This window comes from Streptomyces sp. GL_148, assembly GCF_057834205.1.
The window spans coordinates 1-17,426 of record NZ_JBYQMC010000003.1; the positions used below are offsets into that span (position 1 = coordinate 1).

Annotated in this window: 17 protein-coding genes; 9 read left to right on the forward strand and 8 right to left on the reverse strand. The window is 70.9% G+C overall.

The window, feature by feature from the left end; genetic code table 11:
* The first annotated feature begins 1,540 nt into the window (after window positions 1-1,540).
* Both AC3IYI_RS42285 and AC3IYI_RS42290 read left to right on the forward strand, forming a co-directional pair.
* Complete coding sequence (locus AC3IYI_RS42285) at window positions 1,541-2,179, forward strand: helix-turn-helix domain-containing protein (protein WP_239516702.1); 639 nt, start codon at window positions 1,541-1,543, stop codon at window positions 2,177-2,179.
* The gene (locus AC3IYI_RS42290; RefSeq protein ID WP_243336386.1) at window positions 2,176-2,649 is read left to right on the forward strand and encodes a MarR family transcriptional regulator; all 474 of its coding nucleotides are present in this window, start codon (window positions 2,176-2,178) and stop codon (window positions 2,647-2,649) included. The genes AC3IYI_RS42285 and AC3IYI_RS42290 overlap by 4 nt, the downstream gene beginning before the upstream one ends.
* Window positions 2,650-2,767: 118 nt before the next feature.
* On the opposite strand, the gene tpg is transcribed toward AC3IYI_RS42290, so the two are convergent.
* From tpg to AC3IYI_RS42315, 5 genes are all read right to left on the reverse strand, one after another.
* On the reverse strand, window positions 2,768-3,322 hold the full coding sequence (tpg, locus tag AC3IYI_RS42295; RefSeq protein WP_243336387.1) for a telomere-protecting terminal protein Tpg: 555 nt from the start codon (window positions 3,320-3,322) through the stop codon (window positions 2,768-2,770).
* Between the two features lie 9 nt (window positions 3,323-3,331).
* The gene (gene tap, locus AC3IYI_RS42300; RefSeq protein ID WP_489412284.1) at window positions 3,332-5,680 is read right to left on the reverse strand and encodes a telomere-associated protein Tap; all 2,349 of its coding nucleotides are present in this window, start codon (window positions 5,678-5,680) and stop codon (window positions 3,332-3,334) included.
* Between the two features lie 126 nt (window positions 5,681-5,806).
* Window positions 5,807-6,712: a ParB/RepB/Spo0J family partition protein gene (locus AC3IYI_RS42305; RefSeq protein ID WP_489412285.1), complete on the reverse strand. Its 906-nt coding sequence runs from the start codon at window positions 6,710-6,712 to the stop codon at window positions 5,807-5,809.
* Complete coding sequence (locus tag AC3IYI_RS42310) at window positions 6,709-7,980, reverse strand: ParA family protein (RefSeq protein ID WP_489412286.1); 1,272 nt, start codon at window positions 7,978-7,980, stop codon at window positions 6,709-6,711. The genes AC3IYI_RS42305 and AC3IYI_RS42310 overlap by 4 nt, the downstream gene beginning before the upstream one ends.
* Before the next feature lie 195 nt (window positions 7,981-8,175).
* Window positions 8,176-8,976, reverse strand: a complete 801-nt coding sequence (locus AC3IYI_RS42315) for a ScbR family autoregulator-binding transcription factor (RefSeq protein WP_489412287.1) — start codon at window positions 8,974-8,976, stop codon at window positions 8,176-8,178.
* 279 nt (window positions 8,977-9,255) lie between these two features.
* Between AC3IYI_RS42315 and AC3IYI_RS42320 the strand changes: the two genes are divergently transcribed.
* From AC3IYI_RS42320 to AC3IYI_RS42340, 5 genes are all read left to right on the forward strand, one after another.
* Complete coding sequence (locus tag AC3IYI_RS42320) at window positions 9,256-10,023, forward strand: TetR/AcrR family transcriptional regulator (RefSeq protein ID WP_489412288.1); 768 nt, start codon at window positions 9,256-9,258, stop codon at window positions 10,021-10,023.
* Window positions 10,024-10,477: 454 nt separating this feature from the next.
* Complete coding sequence (locus AC3IYI_RS42325) at window positions 10,478-11,647, forward strand: epoxide hydrolase family protein (protein WP_489412289.1); 1,170 nt, start codon at window positions 10,478-10,480, stop codon at window positions 11,645-11,647.
* 90 nt (window positions 11,648-11,737) lie between these two features.
* Complete coding sequence (locus AC3IYI_RS42330; RefSeq protein ID WP_489412290.1) at window positions 11,738-12,658, forward strand: NAD-dependent epimerase/dehydratase family protein; 921 nt, start codon at window positions 11,738-11,740, stop codon at window positions 12,656-12,658.
* 6 nt (window positions 12,659-12,664) lie between these two features.
* Entirely contained in the window at window positions 12,665-13,606 is a 942-nt protein-coding gene (sigJ, locus tag AC3IYI_RS42335; protein WP_489412291.1) for an RNA polymerase sigma factor SigJ, read from the forward strand.
* 43 nt (window positions 13,607-13,649) lie between these two features.
* Window positions 13,650-14,156 carry a DinB family protein gene (locus AC3IYI_RS42340; RefSeq protein ID WP_489412292.1) on the forward strand — a complete coding sequence of 169 codons (507 nt, stop codon included), beginning with the start codon at window positions 13,650-13,652 and terminating at the stop codon, window positions 14,154-14,156.
* A gap of 13 nt (window positions 14,157-14,169) precedes the next feature.
* Here the strand turns inward: AC3IYI_RS42340 and AC3IYI_RS42345 are convergent, their stop codons facing one another.
* From AC3IYI_RS42345 to AC3IYI_RS42355, 3 genes are all read right to left on the reverse strand, one after another.
* Entirely contained in the window at window positions 14,170-14,721 is a 552-nt protein-coding gene (locus tag AC3IYI_RS42345; RefSeq protein WP_489412293.1) for a flavoprotein, read from the reverse strand.
* 152 nt (window positions 14,722-14,873) lie between these two features.
* Window positions 14,874-15,122 carry a hypothetical protein gene (locus AC3IYI_RS42350; RefSeq protein WP_243336397.1) on the reverse strand — a complete coding sequence of 83 codons (249 nt, stop codon included), beginning with the start codon at window positions 15,120-15,122 and terminating at the stop codon, window positions 14,874-14,876.
* A gap of 68 nt (window positions 15,123-15,190) precedes the next feature.
* Window positions 15,191-16,057: an alpha/beta fold hydrolase gene (locus AC3IYI_RS42355; protein ID WP_489412294.1), complete on the reverse strand. Its 867-nt coding sequence runs from the start codon at window positions 16,055-16,057 to the stop codon at window positions 15,191-15,193.
* Between the two features lie 122 nt (window positions 16,058-16,179).
* On the opposite strand from AC3IYI_RS42355, the gene AC3IYI_RS42360 reads away from it, so the two are divergent.
* Window positions 16,180-16,383 carry a DUF4287 domain-containing protein gene (locus tag AC3IYI_RS42360; RefSeq protein WP_489412295.1) on the forward strand — a complete coding sequence of 68 codons (204 nt, stop codon included), beginning with the start codon at window positions 16,180-16,182 and terminating at the stop codon, window positions 16,381-16,383.
* Window positions 16,384-16,489: 106 nt separating this feature from the next.
* Entirely contained in the window at window positions 16,490-17,332 is an 843-nt protein-coding gene (locus tag AC3IYI_RS42365) for an NmrA family NAD(P)-binding protein (RefSeq protein ID WP_489412296.1), read from the forward strand.
* The last annotated feature ends 94 nt before the right edge of the window (window positions 17,333-17,426 follow it).

Here is a 17,426-nt window from a genome sequence, read left to right on the forward strand (position 1 = left end):
GGTACCTCAGCGCTGCGCGCTGAGGAGAGAATGCCCTCGCTGCGCTCGGGCGGCCCGCTTCGCGGGCCAGGGCCTCCCCTTCGGGGAGCCACCCCTCCGCTTCGCTCCGGGGGCGGCCCGCTTCGCGGGCCAGGGCCTCCCCTTCGGGGAGCCACCCCTCCGCTTCGCTCCGGGGGCGGCCCGCTTCGCGGGCCAGGGCCTCCCCTTCGGGGAGCCACCCCTCCGCTTCGCTCCGGGGTGGGGGCTGTTGGCCCCCACGGGTTCCCCAGCGCTGCGCGCTGGGGAGGGAGCGCCCTCGCTGCGCTCGGGCGGCCCGCTTCGCGGGCCAGGGCCTCCGCTGAAAGGGGAGGCACCCCTCCGCTTCGCTCCGTGGGGGGGGCCGTTGGCCCCCCCCACGAGTTCTCCAGCGCTGCGCGCTGGAGAAAGGAACGCCCTCGCTGCGCTCAGGCGAGGCTGCTTCACAGCGCGGGGTTTCCCATACAGGAAGGTGACCTTGCGATCCCCAGTAGGACTGGGGGCCAACAGCCCCCAAGGGGTACCGAAACGTTGCCGGCCTCGGACTGTCCCCTCTGTACTCAGACGGGCCTCTTCGTGGCTCAGGGCCTCCCTTTCTAGGAGGTAGCCCGCGGGCTATGGACCAACGTGGCCTAGGGGTGCCGAAGCCCTGCTCGTTTCGAGCTGGAGCAGTTTCTCTGTGTTTGCTTTGGGCTGATTGGAATCAGCCACAGGCATTCTTGGGGGGTTTGGATGTGTCCTTTGAGGTGGGGTGTGGCCTTCGCAGTGGTGAAGGGTGGTTGGTCGGGCGTTGTGTGGTGTGGGTTGGTCTGGGGGCTCTTGAGCTGGGGTTTCGGGTGTGGTCTTAACGCCGTTAACAGGGGTTGGGTGTTTGGGGTGTTAACGGCGTTAAGGGTTGCGTGAGGGGGTTGATTCAAAATTTGGTGTGGATAGAGATGGGAATCAGTCAGATTCTGCGGGGTTGTGGCTGGGGGGTTGTGGTGAGGGTTCGGGCGTTGGGGAGGGGCTTGTTTTTGGGGCTTCAGGGGAGTCTTGCGTGCTGGTTGAGACGGCGTTCAAGGCCTGGGCGGGAGCGACCACCGGCCTATAGAAGGTACGGAGATGCGTTGTCGCAGGTCAGAGGGGGTGCGGGGGAAAAGATATGTCCCCTCAGGAGGGACATATCTCGGGGGTTGTGTCGCTGCTAGGGGGACACAACGGCTGCAAAATGTCATTGGTGCTGACGTAATATGCGCTAAAACGTCAGGGGGGCTGACGTATGGGGGGAGGTGTGCCGACTAACTGGTGGCGGGGCGGGTGGGGTTGGCGCGGGAGCGTCGGGAGGAGGGTCGGGGAACGGTGTGGCTGAGATATGTCACCTGTGAGGGGACACAAGACACGCCGAACGTCAACGAGCGTGACACTTGTGTCACCCTTGTTGACATACTGATCTCCGCAGATCAACGGAGTGGAGAGCAGCCTCGTGTCATCAGAGCCACAGCGCCGCCGGGGCAATCCGGTAGGGACCCCGCGTCCCGATCTGCCGGTGGACGACGCGATCTCCGCGTGGAGTCAGCCCCTGGCTCCGGTCAAGGATCTGGACAGCCTCGCGAAGCGGTATCCGACGCGGAAGCTGACCCTGGACGGCGAGCGCAAGCCGCTGGAGTTCTACGGGACCGAGAATCAGCCGAATGCGTTCTCGATGGACAGCCTCGAGTTCTTCCTCGTCATCGCCCAGTACTTCAGGGAAGCGCTGCCTCTGCGGCTGATCCTGCTGCTCATCGCCTGTCAGCGGGCGGGGGGGCGGATTCCACTTACCCAGGAGGAGATGGCTACCATCCTGGATGTCAGCCGGACGAAGACGTCGGAAGCTCTGCACACGGTGATGTCTCATGGGATCGTCTTCAAGGTGCGGCGGGGTGTGTATCAGTTCAACCCGCCCTACAGTTACCGGGTGGCGGAGTTCATCCCGGGTACCGAGATGACGGGTGAGTTCGTGAAGGTGGAGCAGCACGGGACCATCTCGCAGATTCGTAGCGATACGAGCCTGCCGGACTTGGTGCGCTTTCCCTCGCTGGATCACATGAGGCAGGCCATCGCGGAACTGCGGGCCGAACGGGCAAGAGAGCGCGCTGCGCGTCGGGTGAGCCGGACGAAGCGCACGGGAGAAGGGACGGCTCAGTGAGCACCTTGCGATTCGCCGCGGTCAACGCCGACGGGCTGCTCTCCGACCTCGACCTGCCGCCGGCGGCCTACCGGGTACTGCTGAAGCTGCGTTCGCTCAGTGAGCCGGGCGGGCGGATCCTCATCGACCAGGCGACGGTCGGCGGGATGCTGGACCTGAGCCGGCCGAGCGTGAACGCCGCGCTGCGGAGCCTGGAGCTCGCGAAGTTGGTCAGGAAGATCCGGAACGGGGTCTACCAGATCAACCCGATGCTCGCCGGGTACACCTCGTTCGAGGATGCGGTCGCGGCCGTCAACGAGATGGACTCGGAGGAGCGGCTGGACGCGCGGGGCTATGTGGCCAGCTACCACCGGGCGGTGGCGGCGTATCAGGACCAGCTCGCCGAGCAGCGCAAGAAGCGGGCGGCTCAGGCCGACGCGAAGAAGGCGGCCGAATCGAAGCGGCGTAGGGCGCTGCACGCGGTTGGCTGAGTAGGTGGTGTTTGTAGGGCTTCTGAGGGGTGCTCAGGAGCTTGTGGGGGCCCCGGAGTACTCCGGGGCCCTTTGTGGTTCCTGAGGGGCTCAGGGGGGCGTCTGGGGGTTTGCTGCCTTAGAAATTGAGCTCTACGTAGTCGATGTCGGTGAACTCGACGAGGAGGCCCTGGGCGCGGGCGCCGTGGTCCTTGAAGTAGATCTCCTGGAGCCCTTCGGCGGTGATGCCGCGGAGCTGGGCTTCGGTGGCTCCGGCCTCATGGGCGGTGAAGAGGCGGGAGGCGTACTCCGGGGGGAGATGCTGGGTGATGCGCCGCATCCGGCCGTCGTCGGTCGTGCCGGGGGCGGCGCTGAAGCCGAAGCGGGCGCGGGTCTCGATGACGAGGCCGGTCTGCTTCGCGGCCTTGGCGCGGGCCCGCTTGCGGACGAGGGGCTGCCAGCGGCGGCGTACCTCGCGCTCCAGGCGGGCGGAGAGGGCCGGTTTGGGCTGCTTGATCTGGTCCTTCACGTACCGCTCGACGGTGCGCCGGGAGATGGCGAGGAGGTCCGCTACGGCCTTCGTCGATTTGAGCTGTTTTACGAGGTAACGGATCTGGGCGCCCGCCGATTTGGGGATGGGGCGGGTGAAGTTCTGCTCGTCGGCGCGGTCGAGGCTGTCGCTGATCTCGGACATGGGTGGCTCTTACTCTCCGTCGGCCGCGGCGTCGTGGCCCTTGATGTGGCGGGCGGGGTTGTGGCGTTCGTCGAGGAGCTGAACGGCCCAGAGGAGGGGTTGGGTGCCCTCGTGCTTGACCATGCCGGGGCTGACGCCCAGGCGGAAGCCGCCGGGCAGGGGCTTGCCCTCGGGGGTGCGGGGGAGGAAGTCCAGGGGGCTGGGGCCGTCCGAAAGGTAGACCGCGCAGTCGGAGAGGACGGCGATGGGGTACAGGTCGGCCGCTGTCGCGAGCTTTTGCATCTTGCGGTGCATGTTGACGCGGGCGGTGGAGATGACGGCGGCGCGGATGTCGGGGCGCCAGGTGGGGCGTTCGAGGGCGGGCCAGCTTTCGCCGGGACGGTAGCCGGCGCCCTGCGGGCGTTCGCGGAGCTTGCCGATGCCGCCCTTGACGGTGGACTTGATCGCGGAGAGGACCGCTGTCTGGGGGAGGGGGTGGTCGGGGTCGTCCTTGTACTCCGCCATCGCCTGAAGGAAAGCGGAGTCCGTGAGGGACGTGTGGACGCCGAGTTCGGCCATCGTCGCCATGTACGCGTCGCGCAGGCGGGTGTACCAGGCGTCGAGGTACGGGCCGTGGTCCGGGCGGAGCCAGGCTTCGGTCGCCTGGACGGTGAGGCCGAGCTCCTGGGCGTAGGCGAGGGTCGGAGTGGCGTACCAGGCGGGGCCGGTGGGCGGGCGGCCGTGCGGGGTGAAGGGGCTGGGGAGGCGGGGGTCGAGGGCAGCGGCTTCGGCGGAGAGGTCGGCCAGCCAGCAGCCGGGGAGCTTCGGGTCGAAGCGGGGGCCGTCGGTGTGGACCGTGGGGCCGGTGCCGACGAGGAGACGGTTGGCGGCGGCGGCGAAGGCCATGTTCACGTCGATGCCGACGGCGTGGGTGCGGGTGCACTCGGCGTCGGTGAGGAGCTGGGGGTCGCGGATCCAGTCGTACGCCTCTTCGTCGAGGACCTGGTCCGGCGTGCGCTGGTGGGAGCGGGGATAGAGGGCCGCGACGACCGGGTGCTCGTCGGGGGCCTCCGGGGGAGCGGGATCGACGGGGCGGGTGAGGGAGCCGGGGACCGGGGCGGAGACCCAGGTGTTCGTGGACTCGTCGCGGGCGGCGCGGGTGGGCGGCCGCAGCGCCGTCATCAGCTCCAGGCCCGAGACGGCGGTGGAGCCGCGGGGGGTGAGGACGCGGGTCGCGTACGAGGTGAGCAGCTCGGCGAGTTCCGGTGCGGGGAGGTCCGCGGTCTGCTCGCCCCAGGCTCGGGGGTCGAGGGCGCCCCAGGGGAGGATCGCGAGCTGGACGCACTGGCGGCCGGTGGTGGGGGTGGCGGGGCGGTAGATGCGCGGCCAGGGGCCGAAGCCGCGCCGGGTCAGCTGCCATTTCGATTTGGTGAGCTGCTTGATGACCGGGTGGTCGTCGGGGAGGCGCAGCCCGCGGCGGTCTTCCAGGACCAGGGGGAGTCCGAGTGCCTCGGTGGCGGCGGGGGTGAGGACGAGGAGGGGGTCGCCGTCCTTGCCGTTGCGGTGGAGGCGGGGGGAACGGAGGTTGGCGGCGGGGGTGAGGGCCCACTCGATGAGTGCGGGGAGGGTGGTGGGGGGTGTGAGGACCGTGCCTCCGGCGGCGTGGGCCTTTCCTGTGCCGTCCAGGACGGCTAGGGGGCCGTTGCCTTCCAGGAGGGGTGGGGCGGTCCTGGGGGCGGAGCCCGTGCGGGGAGTGGTTCGGGGGGTGGCCTTGGACGGGGCCGCGCCTGTGCCCGCTCCCGTCTGGGGGTGGGGGGTGGTGGGCGTGGGGTGGGGGTGGGTGGGGCCCTGCGGGGCTGTTCCCCTACCCGCCCCTTCGCGAAACTGGGGCTCCGCCCCAGGCCCCGGTTGCGGGGGTGCGGCCTCGGGGCCGGCGTTAACGGCGTTAATGGGTGCGGCGCCGTTGGGGGTGGGCCCGGCGCCTTCGGCGCGGGCCTGCGGGGTGGCGGGGGCAGGGGCCGCAGCCTGCGGTGCGGCAGCCTGCTCTGCCGCGATCTGCGGTGTGGAGGGCTGCTCTGCTGTGGGCTGTGGGGTGTTAACGGCGTTAATGCCGTGGAGGTCTGCCAGGCCGTTGAGGAGGCGGGCGTAGGCGGCGCGTTTGGGGGGGCGGGGGGCCGTGCGGCCGGTTTCCCAGGAGGTGACCGTTTCGCGGCGGACGGCCAGGGCCTGGGCGATTTGGTCCTGGCTCAGGCCCGCGGCCTCGCGGAGGCGCTTGCGCTCGACCGGGTGCGGGAGGGCGTCCTGTGCCGCGGCCTCTTCCAAAAGGGCGTCGACCGCGGCGAAGAGCGTGGTCTGTTCGTTTTCGTGCGCGTTGGGCATGGGCACCTCCAGGCGCAGCTTATGCGAACCGCACCATGGAACGCACGTGAAACACACGTGGGGGTGTGGTGGTCCGACCGGGCCAACGCCCCCTTCGTGTCGGGTGGGGTTCGGGTCTGGTGTGGGTTAGATGCGGCTCAGGAGCAGCTCTGTTACTGCCTTCAGGTCGTCCGGGGTCAGGTGGGCGGTGAGGGCGTCCGCGATGGTGTCCGGGGAGTCCGCCGTGATGGTGATGCGGCGGGGGGAGGGCCCGGGGGTAGGGGAAGAGGAGGGGGACGGCGAGGGCTCGGGGGCCGGGGTGGGGCGGGTGCGTTGGCGTGGGGGGTTAACGGCGTTAACGGCTTCCTCTGCCGCGGAGGCCTGGTCTTCCTGGGGGAGGCGGCCGATGCGGCGGGCCGGTTCCACCTTGAGTTCGCCGGTCTCCACCTTGTCCTGGAGCTCCGGGGTGAGGTTCAGGAGGGTCAGGCGCTGGGAGACCCAGGCCGGGGTCTTGCCGAGGCGCTTGGCGACCTGGGCCTGGGAGCCGTGGACCTCGACGAGCTCCTGAAGGGCGCGGGCCTGGTCCATGGGCGCCACGTCGACGCGGTGGACGTTGGCGATGAGCGCCGACTCCAGGATGTCCGCCGCGGAGGAGGCGAGGGAGTCGTTGACGTGGATCTGGATGGTGCGAAGGCCTGCGCGGTGGGCCGCCGCCAGGCGACGGTTGCCGTCGATGACCACGTACGGGGCGCGGCCCAGGCCGTCGGTGTTGCCGGGGTGGGCCTCCATGAAGGCCATGCGGGTGGCGACCGCCAGGGGCTGGAGCTGGCCCCGGACCGTGAGGGACGCGGCCAGCTCTTCGAGCTCCGTGAGGTCCTCGCGGAGGTTGAAGGGGTTGTGGGCGAGCGCCTCGATCGGCACCTCCGACGGCGGGACCACACCGGAGGTGGGGGCGCCGGTGGCTTCGGCGATGGCCGCGCGGCGGGAACTGACGCCTACGGGCTGGGCGCGGGCGAAGGAGCTCGAGACTCCGAGTTTGTCGGCCTTGCTCATGAGATCTCCCTTGCGAGGGCGCGCAGGGCGACCGCCTGCTCGCCCTTGGGTGCGTAGACGAACAGCGGCTGCTTCACGCGGACCGCTTCGCGCTGTTCCTTGAGGTCGGGGACGATGGCCACCACGCGCGGATCCTTTATGTCCATCCAGGCCTGGAGGGAAGAGGTCGCGATGTAGCCGCGCCGGCCGTCGTAGAGGTTGACGACGAGGCCGAGGTAGTCGATGTCGAGGCTGAGGTCGTCGCGGAGGTCGTTGATCTGGGAGGTCAGGAGGTCGTAGGCGTCCGCCGAGGAGTCCTCCGCCTGGACCACGATCAGCGCGCCGGAGGCTCCCGGCTGTTCGGCGTCGCGGCGGCGGCCGTAGTAGATGGCGGCGTCCATGCTGAGCCCGAGGCTCGGCGGGCAGTCGATGAGGATGACGTCGTAGTCGGCCTCGACGGGGGCGAGGGCCCGTTCGAGCGCGGCCTCGCGGGCGCGGACCGTGGAGAGGCGGACGTCGAGGAGGAACGCGTCCGTGCAGGCCGGGAGGATGTGGAGGCGGTCGCCGAATTTCTCGTCCGGGATGGGGACGATCAGGTCGGCGAGGGGGCCCTTGGCCTCGCCCGCCATGTGGCAGGTGAGGCTGTCGCCACCGATGGGCAGCGGCTGCCGGCCGAGCTGCTTGGTGAGGTGGCCCTGGGGGTCGAAGTCGACGAGCAGGACGCGCATGCCGAGGCCGGGCAAGTCTTCCAGGTCGACGGGCGGGGCGGACGCCGTGGCCTCCTGGCCCGTCTCGTCTCCGTCCTCGACGGCCGAGAGCCGGGCCAGTTGGCGGGCCACCCGGACCGGGTGGAGGCTGTCGGGGTCCTCGGCGAGGGCTTCGCCGGTGCCGGCGGTGATGGCTGTCTTGCCGACACCGCCCTTCTGGTTGCACACCACGATGCGGCGGACGACCGAGGGCCGCTTCACGGTGGGGGCCGGGTTCATCTCCAGCCAGAGGGAGACGGCTTGGGCGAGTCCCTGGATGAGGGAGACGCCGCGGTGCTTGGAGTCGGTGCGGAAGGACTCCCACTGGCCGGCGGGCAGCCAGGTGGAGAAGGATTCGGCGCCGGAGGTGTCGACGGGGGAGGGGGAGGAGGCGAGCGCGCTCCAGTGGGCGATGCCCTGGTGGACGGCGTCCTGGATGTCCACCCGCAGCTGGGCGGTGCGGATCTTGAGCTCCTGGCGCAGCCACGGAGGGAGTTTGGAGACGACCTTCTCACGGTCGCTCGGTGATGAGGGCGAAGTCATGCGAGGGACTTTACTAACGTTCAAGGGTGGTTGTGGGCGCCACGCTTGAGTTTTGCTAACGAAGTGGTGTGGATCGGCCCCGGAATCGCCTGCCAGGCGGGGGCGGGGTTGTTGGGACAGGGCGGCCTCGCACGCGCCGTGGTGAGCACCCCCGTGGTTCACCACGGCGTGTGCGAGGCGGCCCTGGATGCATCGTCAGACGGTTGCGGCCGGGGAGGAGTCCGGGGCCGGAGCGGAGTGCGGGGCCGGAGCGGAGTGCGGGGCCGGAGCGGAGTGCGGGGCCGGAGTAGAGCCTGGGGTCGGAGCAGAGTGCGGGGCCGGAGCAGAGCCTGAGGTCGGAGCAGAGGCCGCGGCTGACAGGTGCAGTTCGGACCGGCACTCGGGCGAGCCGGCCGGGTCGAAGCGGGAGATGCGCTCCGCGGGCACGATCCCCGGGAGCAGGAAGTTCCACAGGTCGATGACCCGGGCGTGCAGGTCCGTGCGGCCGGTGCGTACGTGTGAGGTCACCTGGATGCCGGAGAACGCGGCGACGAGCATGGTCGACAGGCTGTGGGCGTCGACCGAGGGCAGGACGTCGCCGCGCTCCTGGGCCGGCGTCAGGCAGCTGCGGCAGGTGTCGATCCAGGTGTTGTACGGGCTCGGGTCCGGGTCGGTGAAGGAGCCGAACTCGATGACCAGGCGGATGCCGGCGCGGACCCGGACGTTGGAGCGGAGGCCGAACGCCATCCGGTGGGTCAGGTCGATGGCGGTCTGGAGGCCCGGCTCCGCAATGGAGGGCATGCCTTCGGAGATCTGGAACTGCTCGTCCATCAAGGTCCGGGCGATGGCTTCCTTGGACGAGAAGTGGAAGTACAGGGCGCCCTTGGTGACGCCGGCGTGCCCGACCACGTCGGTCAGGCTGGTGCCGTGGAAACCGGTCCGGTCGAAGGCGATGGCCGCGCCGTCGAGGATCGCCTGCCGGGTGATCTCGGCTCGTTCCTGTCTGGCCCTCGCCATGCGGGTTCTCCTCGGGGTCGCGGTAGTTGGGCGGAAACGGGGGAGTGGTCACCGTGGTTCGGCCAGGTCCAATCTAGGCAGATGGTCCTGAAGAAAACCAGTCGACCAGTACTTTTTATGGAAGTGGATCATTAACGGCGTTAACGCGGTGGGTGGGGAAGGCGGGTGGGGAGGTGGGTGGGGAGTGGGTGGGGGTGGCGTTAACGCCGGACCGGCATTAACGCCGTTAACGTGTACGGTAGACGCAGTTTTGTGGTGGGTGGAGTGCGAGGGGATTCGATGACGGACGCGGACGAGCAGTGGGGCGCGGCCGTGCGGCTGCTCTGGGGGCCGCCGGTGAAGCCCGCGCGCGGGCCCAAACGGGGGCTCACGCTGGAGGGGATCGCCGGCGCGGGGGTCGCCCTCGCGGACGCCGAGGGGCTGGCCGGGGTATCCATGCAGGGAGTGGCCGGGCGGCTGGCCGTCACGAAGATGGCGTTGTACCGGTACGTGCCGGGCAAGGCGGAACTGGTCTCGCTGATGGTGGAGGCCGCGATGCCGGACTCCTCGGTACTGGACGGCCGTCCGGTGGGGGAGAGCCGTCCGGTGGGGGAGGGCTGGCGTGAGCGGCTCGCGGCGTGGGCGCGGGAGCTGCTGGCCGGATTCCGGGCGCATCCGTGGCTGTTGGAGGCGACGGTCGGGGCGCGGGTGATGGGGCCGGTCGAGGTCGGGTGGATGGAGCGGGCGCTCGCCGCGCTCGACGGGTGCGGGCTGACGGGGGCCGAGGCGATCGACGCGGTGGTGCTGGTGTCGGGGCACGTACGCGGGATCGCGGAGCAGGAGCGTGCGATGGCGGGCGGGGCCGCGGGGGAGGGGCCGGACGCGCAGCTGACGTCGGTGCTCGGGGAAGTGATGCGGGTGCACGGGGAGAAGTACCCGGCGCTCGGGGCCGCGTTGGCCTCTGTGGCGGAGGCCGGCGGGCAGGACCAGGCGCTGGACTTCGGGTTGGAGCGGATCCTCGACGGGCTCGGGCTGCTGGTGGCGGAGCGGGTGGGTGAGCGGGGGTAGTCAGGCATTAACGGCGTTAACGCCTTGGCCGTGGGGTGGGGGCGCCGGCGGGGCGGCGCGCGAGGCATTAACGGCGTTAACGCCGGAGGGGCGTAGGCATCGGTGGCGTGGGCCGTGGGGCGGGCGCGGGCATTAACGGCGTTAACGCTGAGGGGCGTGCGTCTCGGTGGTGGGGGCGGGGGCATTAACGCCGTTAACGCCGAGGGGGTGTGGGGCGTGGTGGTGGCGTGGGGCATTAACGGCGTTAACGCCGGGGGGTGTGGAGCGTGGTGGGGGCGGGGGCATTAACGCCGTTAACGCCGGGGGGTGTGGGGCGTGGTCGTGGGCGGGGGCATTAACGGCGTTAACGCTGGAGGGGTGTCGGGCTTGGTGGTGGGGCGGGCATTAACGGCGTTAACGGTGTGGGGCGGGGTGTGGGTGGGTGTGGTCGGCCGTGGGTGGAAGGTGTGAGGGCATGAGTGATGTGGGGCAGTGGGCGGCGCCGTTCCGGCTGGACGTGGCGCAGTCGGAGTTGGACGATCTGGGGCGGCGGCTGGAGCTGGCGCGGTGGCCCGATGAGTTGCCGGGGGCGGGCCGGGCGTACGGGATGCCGCTCGGGGAGCTCCGTGAGCTCGCGGGGTACTGGCGGACCGGCTACGACTGGCGGGCCGCCGAGGCGCGGTTGAACGAATGGCCGCAGTACACCACGGTCATCGACGGGGCACGGGTGCACTTCGCGCACCTGCGGTCGCCCGAGCCGGGCGCGACGCCGCTGCTCATGACCCACGGCTGGCCGGGTTCCTTCGTGGAGTTCCAGAAGGTCGCCGGTCCGCTGACGGATCCGCGGGCGCATGGTGGGGATCCGGCTGACGCCTTTCATCTGGTGCTGCCGCACATCCCCGGCTTCGCCCTGTCCGGGCCGACCACCGAGCGGGGGTGGGAGTTCAAGCGGGTCGCGCGGGCCTTCGGTGTGCTGATGGAGAGGCTCGGGTACGAGGAGTACGGGGTCCAGGGCGGCGACTGGGGCGCTGCCGTCTCGCGGGAGCTGGGGCGGATCCGGCCGGGGAACGTGCGCGGGGTGCACCTGAACCTGCTCCCGGGCGGCGGGGCCACCGCCGAGCCCCGGCCGGAGGAGCTGGCCGCGCTGAGCCCGGCCGAGCGGGAGCGCACGCTCGCCTCCTGGGAGCGCTACCGGGTCTGGGCGCGGGAGCGGCAGGGCTACGCCGACATCCAGGCGACCCGGCCGCAGACGCTCGCGTACGCGCTGAACGATTCGCCGGTCGGGCTGCTCGCCTGGATCGGCGAGAAGTTCACGGAGTGGGCGGACCCGCGCAGTCCCGTGGATCGCGATCAGATGCTGACCAACGTGACGTTGTACTGGCTGACCGGGACCGCCGGCTCCGCCGCCCGCATCTACTACGAGCGTGCCCACGCCGACTACCAGGGCGCGGCGCCCGAGGTGTCGAGCACCCCGACCGCACTCGCCGACTTCCCCCGGGACAACTTCGTGCCGCTGCGGCACATCGCCGCGCGGACCGACCGCATCGTGCGCTGGACCTCGTACGAGAAGGGCGGGCACTTCCCCGCGATGGAGGTTCCGGAGCTGCTGGTGGGTGACGTCCGGGCCTTCTTCCGCTCTCTGTGACCCAGGTCTCTTTTGTGCCGTGTCACGTTCCGGGCCTCCCGTCTGTCCCATGGATGACAGAGCGAAGAGCGAGCGAAGAAGGAGACGGCCATGAAGGTTCTACTGGCGGGTGCGAGCGGGGTCCTGGGGCAGCAGGCGGTACGGGCTCTGCGCGCGGCCGGGCACGAGGTCGCCGGTCTCGGCCGGGGCGCCGGGATGGACGTACGGGCCGACCTGCTCGACCGTGAAGGCCTGCTGCGCGCCGTCGACGGGCTCGGCTTCGACGTGGTGGTGCACGCGGCCACGGCCCTGTCGGGGAAGACCATGGCCCGGCACCAGGACATGGCGGGGACGAACGCCCTGCGCACCGAGGGGACCGTCAACCTGCTGGCCGCCGCGCGGGAGACCGGGGCGCGGCGGTTCGTCGTGGAGTCGATGATGTTCGGCTACGGGTACGGGGACCACGGCGGGGCCGTGCTCGGTGAGGACGACGGCTTCGGGCCGCAGGGGGCGAACGTCTGGCTGGAGCGGCACGTGGGCGCGATGCGGACCAAGGAGGAGCTGGCCTTCACCGCCGACGGGATCGAGGGAGTGAGCCTGCGCTTCGGGCTGTTCTACGGGGCCGGTATCACCGATGGACAGGTGGTGCCGATGCTGCGCAAGCGTGCCCTGCCGGTGGTGGCGGCCAAGGGGCGGGCGCTGAGCTGGGTCGACGTGGCCGACGCGGCGAACGCCGTGGTCGCCGGCGTGGAGTCGGGGCTGCCCGGGCAGGCGTACAACATCGTCGACGACGAGCCGCTGGGGTGGGACGCGCACATGCGGGCGGTGGCCGCGGCGTTCGGGGCGCCAGCGCCGATGACCGTACCGATGTGGGTGCTGAAGCCGGCCCCGCTCGCGCACACCATCATGGGAACGGATCTACGACTGTCGAACACCAAGGCGAAGCGTGAGCTGGGCTGGGCTCCGACGTACGCGAGCAGCGCGGCCGGGGCGGGTGCGCTTGCGGAAGCCGCGGGGGCGGCGGCAGCATGACCGTTCGTGAGCACTGCTGAGCACCTCCCGGGAGCTTCCTTCGATGCACTCGGTCCCTTCACCGCCCATCGGCGGCTGCTGTTCGACGTCGCCTATCGGATGCTGGGCAGCGTCGTCGACGCCGAGGACGTCCTCCAGGACGCGTGGTTGAGCTGGGACCGCGCGGACCGGTCGGCGGTCCTCAACCCGCGGGCCTATCTGGTGCGCACGGTCACCAATCTGTCCTTGAACCGGCTCACCTCCGCCCGCGCCGCCCGTGAGACCTACATCGGGCCGTGGCTGCCCGAGCCGCTGCTGACCGAGCCCCTGCCGACGGTGGCCGATGGCGCGGAGGTGGCGGAGATGGCCGAGACGGTGTCGACCGCGATGCTGGTGGTGCTGGAGAGCCTGAGCCCGCTGGAGCGCGCCGTGTTCGTGCTGCGGGAGGTGTTCGGGTACTCGTACGCGGAGGTGGCGGGGGTACTGGACCGCGCGGAGGCGACCGTACGGCAGACCGGGCACCGGGCACGGGCCCATGTACAGGCCCGGCGGCCGCGGTTCGCCACCGAGCCGGGGCAGCGCGGTGAGGTGACCCGGCGGTTCCTGGCGGCGTGTGCGGGCGGGGACCTGAACGCGGTGATGGAACTGCTCGCCCCCGAGGTGACGGCCTGGTCGGACGGCGGCGGCAAGGTGACGGCGGCCCGGCGGCCGCTGCACGGGGCCGACCACGTGGCGCGCTGGCTGCTGGGGATGCTGGCCAAGCCCTCGCTGCAGGCGGTGACCCTGGAGTCCGCGCAGGTCAACGGGGAGGAGTCGGTGGTGTTCGTGTACGGAGGAGTCGCGTGCGCGGCGCTGACCTACGACTTGGACGCGGTGAACGGGCGGGTCGTGAACCTGCGGTTGCAGGTGAACCCGGAGAAGGTGGCCGGGCTGACGGGCCGGCCCGTGGACGGGGCGACCAGGATGTGAAATGGCCGCGCGCGGGCCGCCGCAGGGCTGTGATCATCACCCGATGATCGATGAACAGCGGACCCCGCCCGTGCTGGTGGGCGACGAACGGGCCACCTTGACCAGCGTTCTCCAGTGGCAGCGGGACACCCTGATGATGAAGTGCGCCGGCCTGTCGGACGAGCAGCTGCGGCGCAGGGCGGTGGCTCCGTCGGGGCTGAGTCTGCTCGGACTGGTACGGCATCTCGCGGAGGTGGAGCGCGGCTGGTTCCGCAACGTCGTGGGCGGCGAGGACGTGCGCGGGTACTTCCCGAAGAACGAGGCGGGGGAGTGGACCGAGTTCCACGTGGACGACGCCGATGTCGCCGGGTCGTTCAAGATCTGGGAGGACACCTGCGCGCGCTCGCGGGAGATCGTGGACGCGGCCGAGTCCCTGGACGTGACCGGCTCCTACGGGGACCAGGACTACTCCCTGCACTACGTACTGGCCCACATGATCGAGGAGTACGCCCGGCACAACGGGCACGCGGACCTGCTGCGCGAGGCGATCGACGGGACCACGGGGGAGTAGCGGCGGCCCCGGCCTAGGCGGCGGATGCCGTGGTGCGGTCCACCTCGTTCAGGGCCGCAGCCCAGGGGAAGTGCGCCGGGGCGTCCGGGCCGGCCGGGCCGGGGACGAATCCGCCCTCGCCGAAGAGGACCGAGACGCCGGCGGCGCGCAGGACGGCCAGGGACTGGTCGAACTGCGGGTGGGCGGCGAGGGCGGCGTTGGCGCAGGGCATGGTGGCGACGGGGGTGCCCTTGCCGATGGCCTCGGCGGCGACCCCGACGACGAACCGGTCGGTCAGACCGAGGGCCCAGGCGTTGACGGAGTTGAACGTGGCCGGGGCGAAGAGCAGGGCATCGGCCGTCGGCCACACGTCGGTCTCCCCGGGCAGTTTGTACTGCCAGCGGACGGGATGGCCGGTGAGCGCGGCGAGACCGTCGAGGCTGCCGGAAAGCCAGTGGGCGGCGGTGGGGGTGAGGCCGAGGCAGACGTCCCAGCCTCGGGACTGGGCGTCCTCGATGACACGGGCCACGTCGAAGACGGGCGGGGCGGCGGAGCAGAGCAGGTAGAGGGTCTTCGTCGTGGTCATACCGCAATGTGATCATATTGATTGACCTGTGGTTGAGCAAGGTCGCGGTACGCACCGTAGGTGCGGTGGGCGCAGTAGGCGTACTCGAGGTGGCGGGACGTGACGAACCCCCGAACCGGGGGCGGTTCGGGGGTCCGGGGTGAGCGTGCGGGTCAGCCGTTGGAGACGGTCTGCCGGGCGTTGCCCGCGGTGAACGCGTCGAACGCGCCCGAGAAGTCGGTCAGGTCGTCGCCGGCCTGGCCGGGTACCAGGCCCGTGATGTCCTGCGTGTCCCGGGGAGCGTCTGCAACGGTGCTGGTGACGGCGTCGGCGAGCGGCGGCTCGGCGGCCATGGCGGGGGCGGCGACGGCGAGGGCCGCGGTACCGGCGATGAGGGCCGTGGTGACGATGCGCTTGATCATGTCCTGGTGAACGACGCCGTCGAACGGGGGTCACTACGGCCACCCGGTTGCCGGACCTACGACCGGAACTACGATCGGAACTCCGTGAGGAACGCGGACAGCAGGGCGTGCACGACCGCGGGGCGGTCCAGGTGGACGTCGTGGCCGGAGCCCGGGACGGAGACCGCCGTCGTCAGGGTGGACGGGCCGCCCGCGGCGGCCGACTCAGCTGCCTCAGCCGACTCGAGCATCCGGACGGACTCCTCGGGCGGGATGATGCCCTTCTCCCCGATGATCAGCAGGGTGGGACACCGGACCGCGCGCCACTGCGGCCACCAGTCGCGGGTGCCCGCGGCGAGCACCGCCTCGGTGATGGCCGCGACCATCACCGAGCGCTCGAAGCGCGGGTACCAGCCGTCGACGCGCTGCTCCAGGCCCGCCGCCCAGGCATCGCCGTTCAGCCCCTGACCGGTGAGATAGGTGCGCGCCTCGGCGAGGGTGGGGAACGGGAGCGGCCAGGAGTCCAGCCAGCCGCCGATCTCGTCCGGAGTGCCCGGGTCGGCGCGGGCGGCGCCCGCCTCGACCAGCACGAGGCCCCGTACGAGGTCCGGGTGGGCGGCGGCGGTGAGCATCGCGGTGTGGCCGCCGAGCGACTGGCCCACCAACACCGGGCGGTGCACGCCGAGCTGTTCGCAGACGGCCCGCACGTCCGCCACGTACGCGGCGCGGGAGACGTCGGCGGGACGGCGCTCGCTGGCTCCGTGACCCCGCTGGTCCACCGCCACCACGCGGTGGTGCGGGGCCAGGTGTGCGGCGGTGGCGTCCCATTCGCCCGCGTGGCCCGCGAGGCCGTGGAGGAGGACGACGGGGGGTGCGGAGTTGGGGTGGCGGGAGTTCCAGTCGCGGCAGGTCAGGCGGACGCCGGCTCGGGTGACGGTGCGCTCGGTCCACATCATGCGGAGATCATCCGACATTTTCGCGGTGGGACCGACGAGTTTTGGCGGAGGTCCGGGTCTACCTTTCGTATGCCGACCGCAGGAACATCGGGAACGTCAGGAACGTGAGGAAGAGGACCGTGATGACCGAGCCGGTGAAGGGCCCCGCCAGCTACTTCCCTTCCATCGAGAAGAAGTACGGCCGTCCGATCGCGGAGTGGCAGGAGCTCATCCGCGCCTCGCCGCTGACCAAGCACATGGAACTCGTCGCCTGGCTCAAGAGCGAGCACGGGATCGGGCACGGGCACGCCAACGCGCTCGTGAAGCACACGCTCGACGGGCGGTAGGGGAGCCGCCGCCCGGAGGAGGGGGCGAGGGCCCGTGGACGCGCGCGTATGCGGTTGAGCTTCTCGGCGATGTTCCGTCTCATGCCGGGGGAGTTGACTGGTCCCCATGACGAAGACAACGCAGCAGACGCAGAACGACACCGACCTCCGCACGCTGGTCATCGGCGGCACGGGCAAGACAGGCCGGCGCGTGGCCGAGAAGCTCACCGCCCTGGGCCGTCCGGTCCGCATCGGGTCGCGCTCCGGTGAGCCGGCCTTCGACTGGAACGAGCCCGAGGGCTGGGGACCGGCCCTCGAAGGCGTGGACCGCGCGTACGTCACGTACTACCCCGACCTCGGCTTCCCCGGCGCCGCCGAGCAGGTCGGAGCCTTCGCCCGGGTCGCGGTGGCCGCCGGGGTGCGCCGCCTGGTGCTGCTCTCGGGGCGCGGCGAGGAGGCGGCGCAGCGGAGCGAGGAGGCGCTGAAGGAGTCCGGGGCCGACTGGACGGTGGTGCGCGCGGCCTGGTTCAACCAGAACTTCGACGAGAGCTTCTTCCTGGAGCCGGTGCTCGCCGGCGAGATCGCCCTGCCGACGGGCGACTGCGTCGAGCCGTTCGTCGACGTCGAGGACATCGCCGACGTGGTGGTGGCCGCGCTGACCGACGACCGGCACATCGGCCGGACGTACGAGCTCTCCGGCCCGCGGCTGCTCAGCTTCTCCGAGATCGCGGCCGAACTGTCGAAGGCGACCGGGCGCGAGATCTCGTACGTCCCGGTCTCGACCGAGGCCTACCGGGAGGTGCTGCGGGAGAACGGGCTGCCGGAGGAGTTCGTGGAGCTGTTCACGCTGATCACGGACGGGCGCAACGCGCACCTGGTGGACGGGGTCGAGGAAGTGCTGGGCCGGGGGCCGCGGGACTTCGCGGACTTCGCGCGGGAGGCGGCGGCTCGCGGGGTCTGGGACGTGTAGGCAATGGGCCGTTCGAGAGCGGGCGGTTGGGGAGTCGTCGAGTGGGGAGCCGGCGGGCGGGGAGTGGGCGGGCGGGGGCCGGGTGGGGAGAATG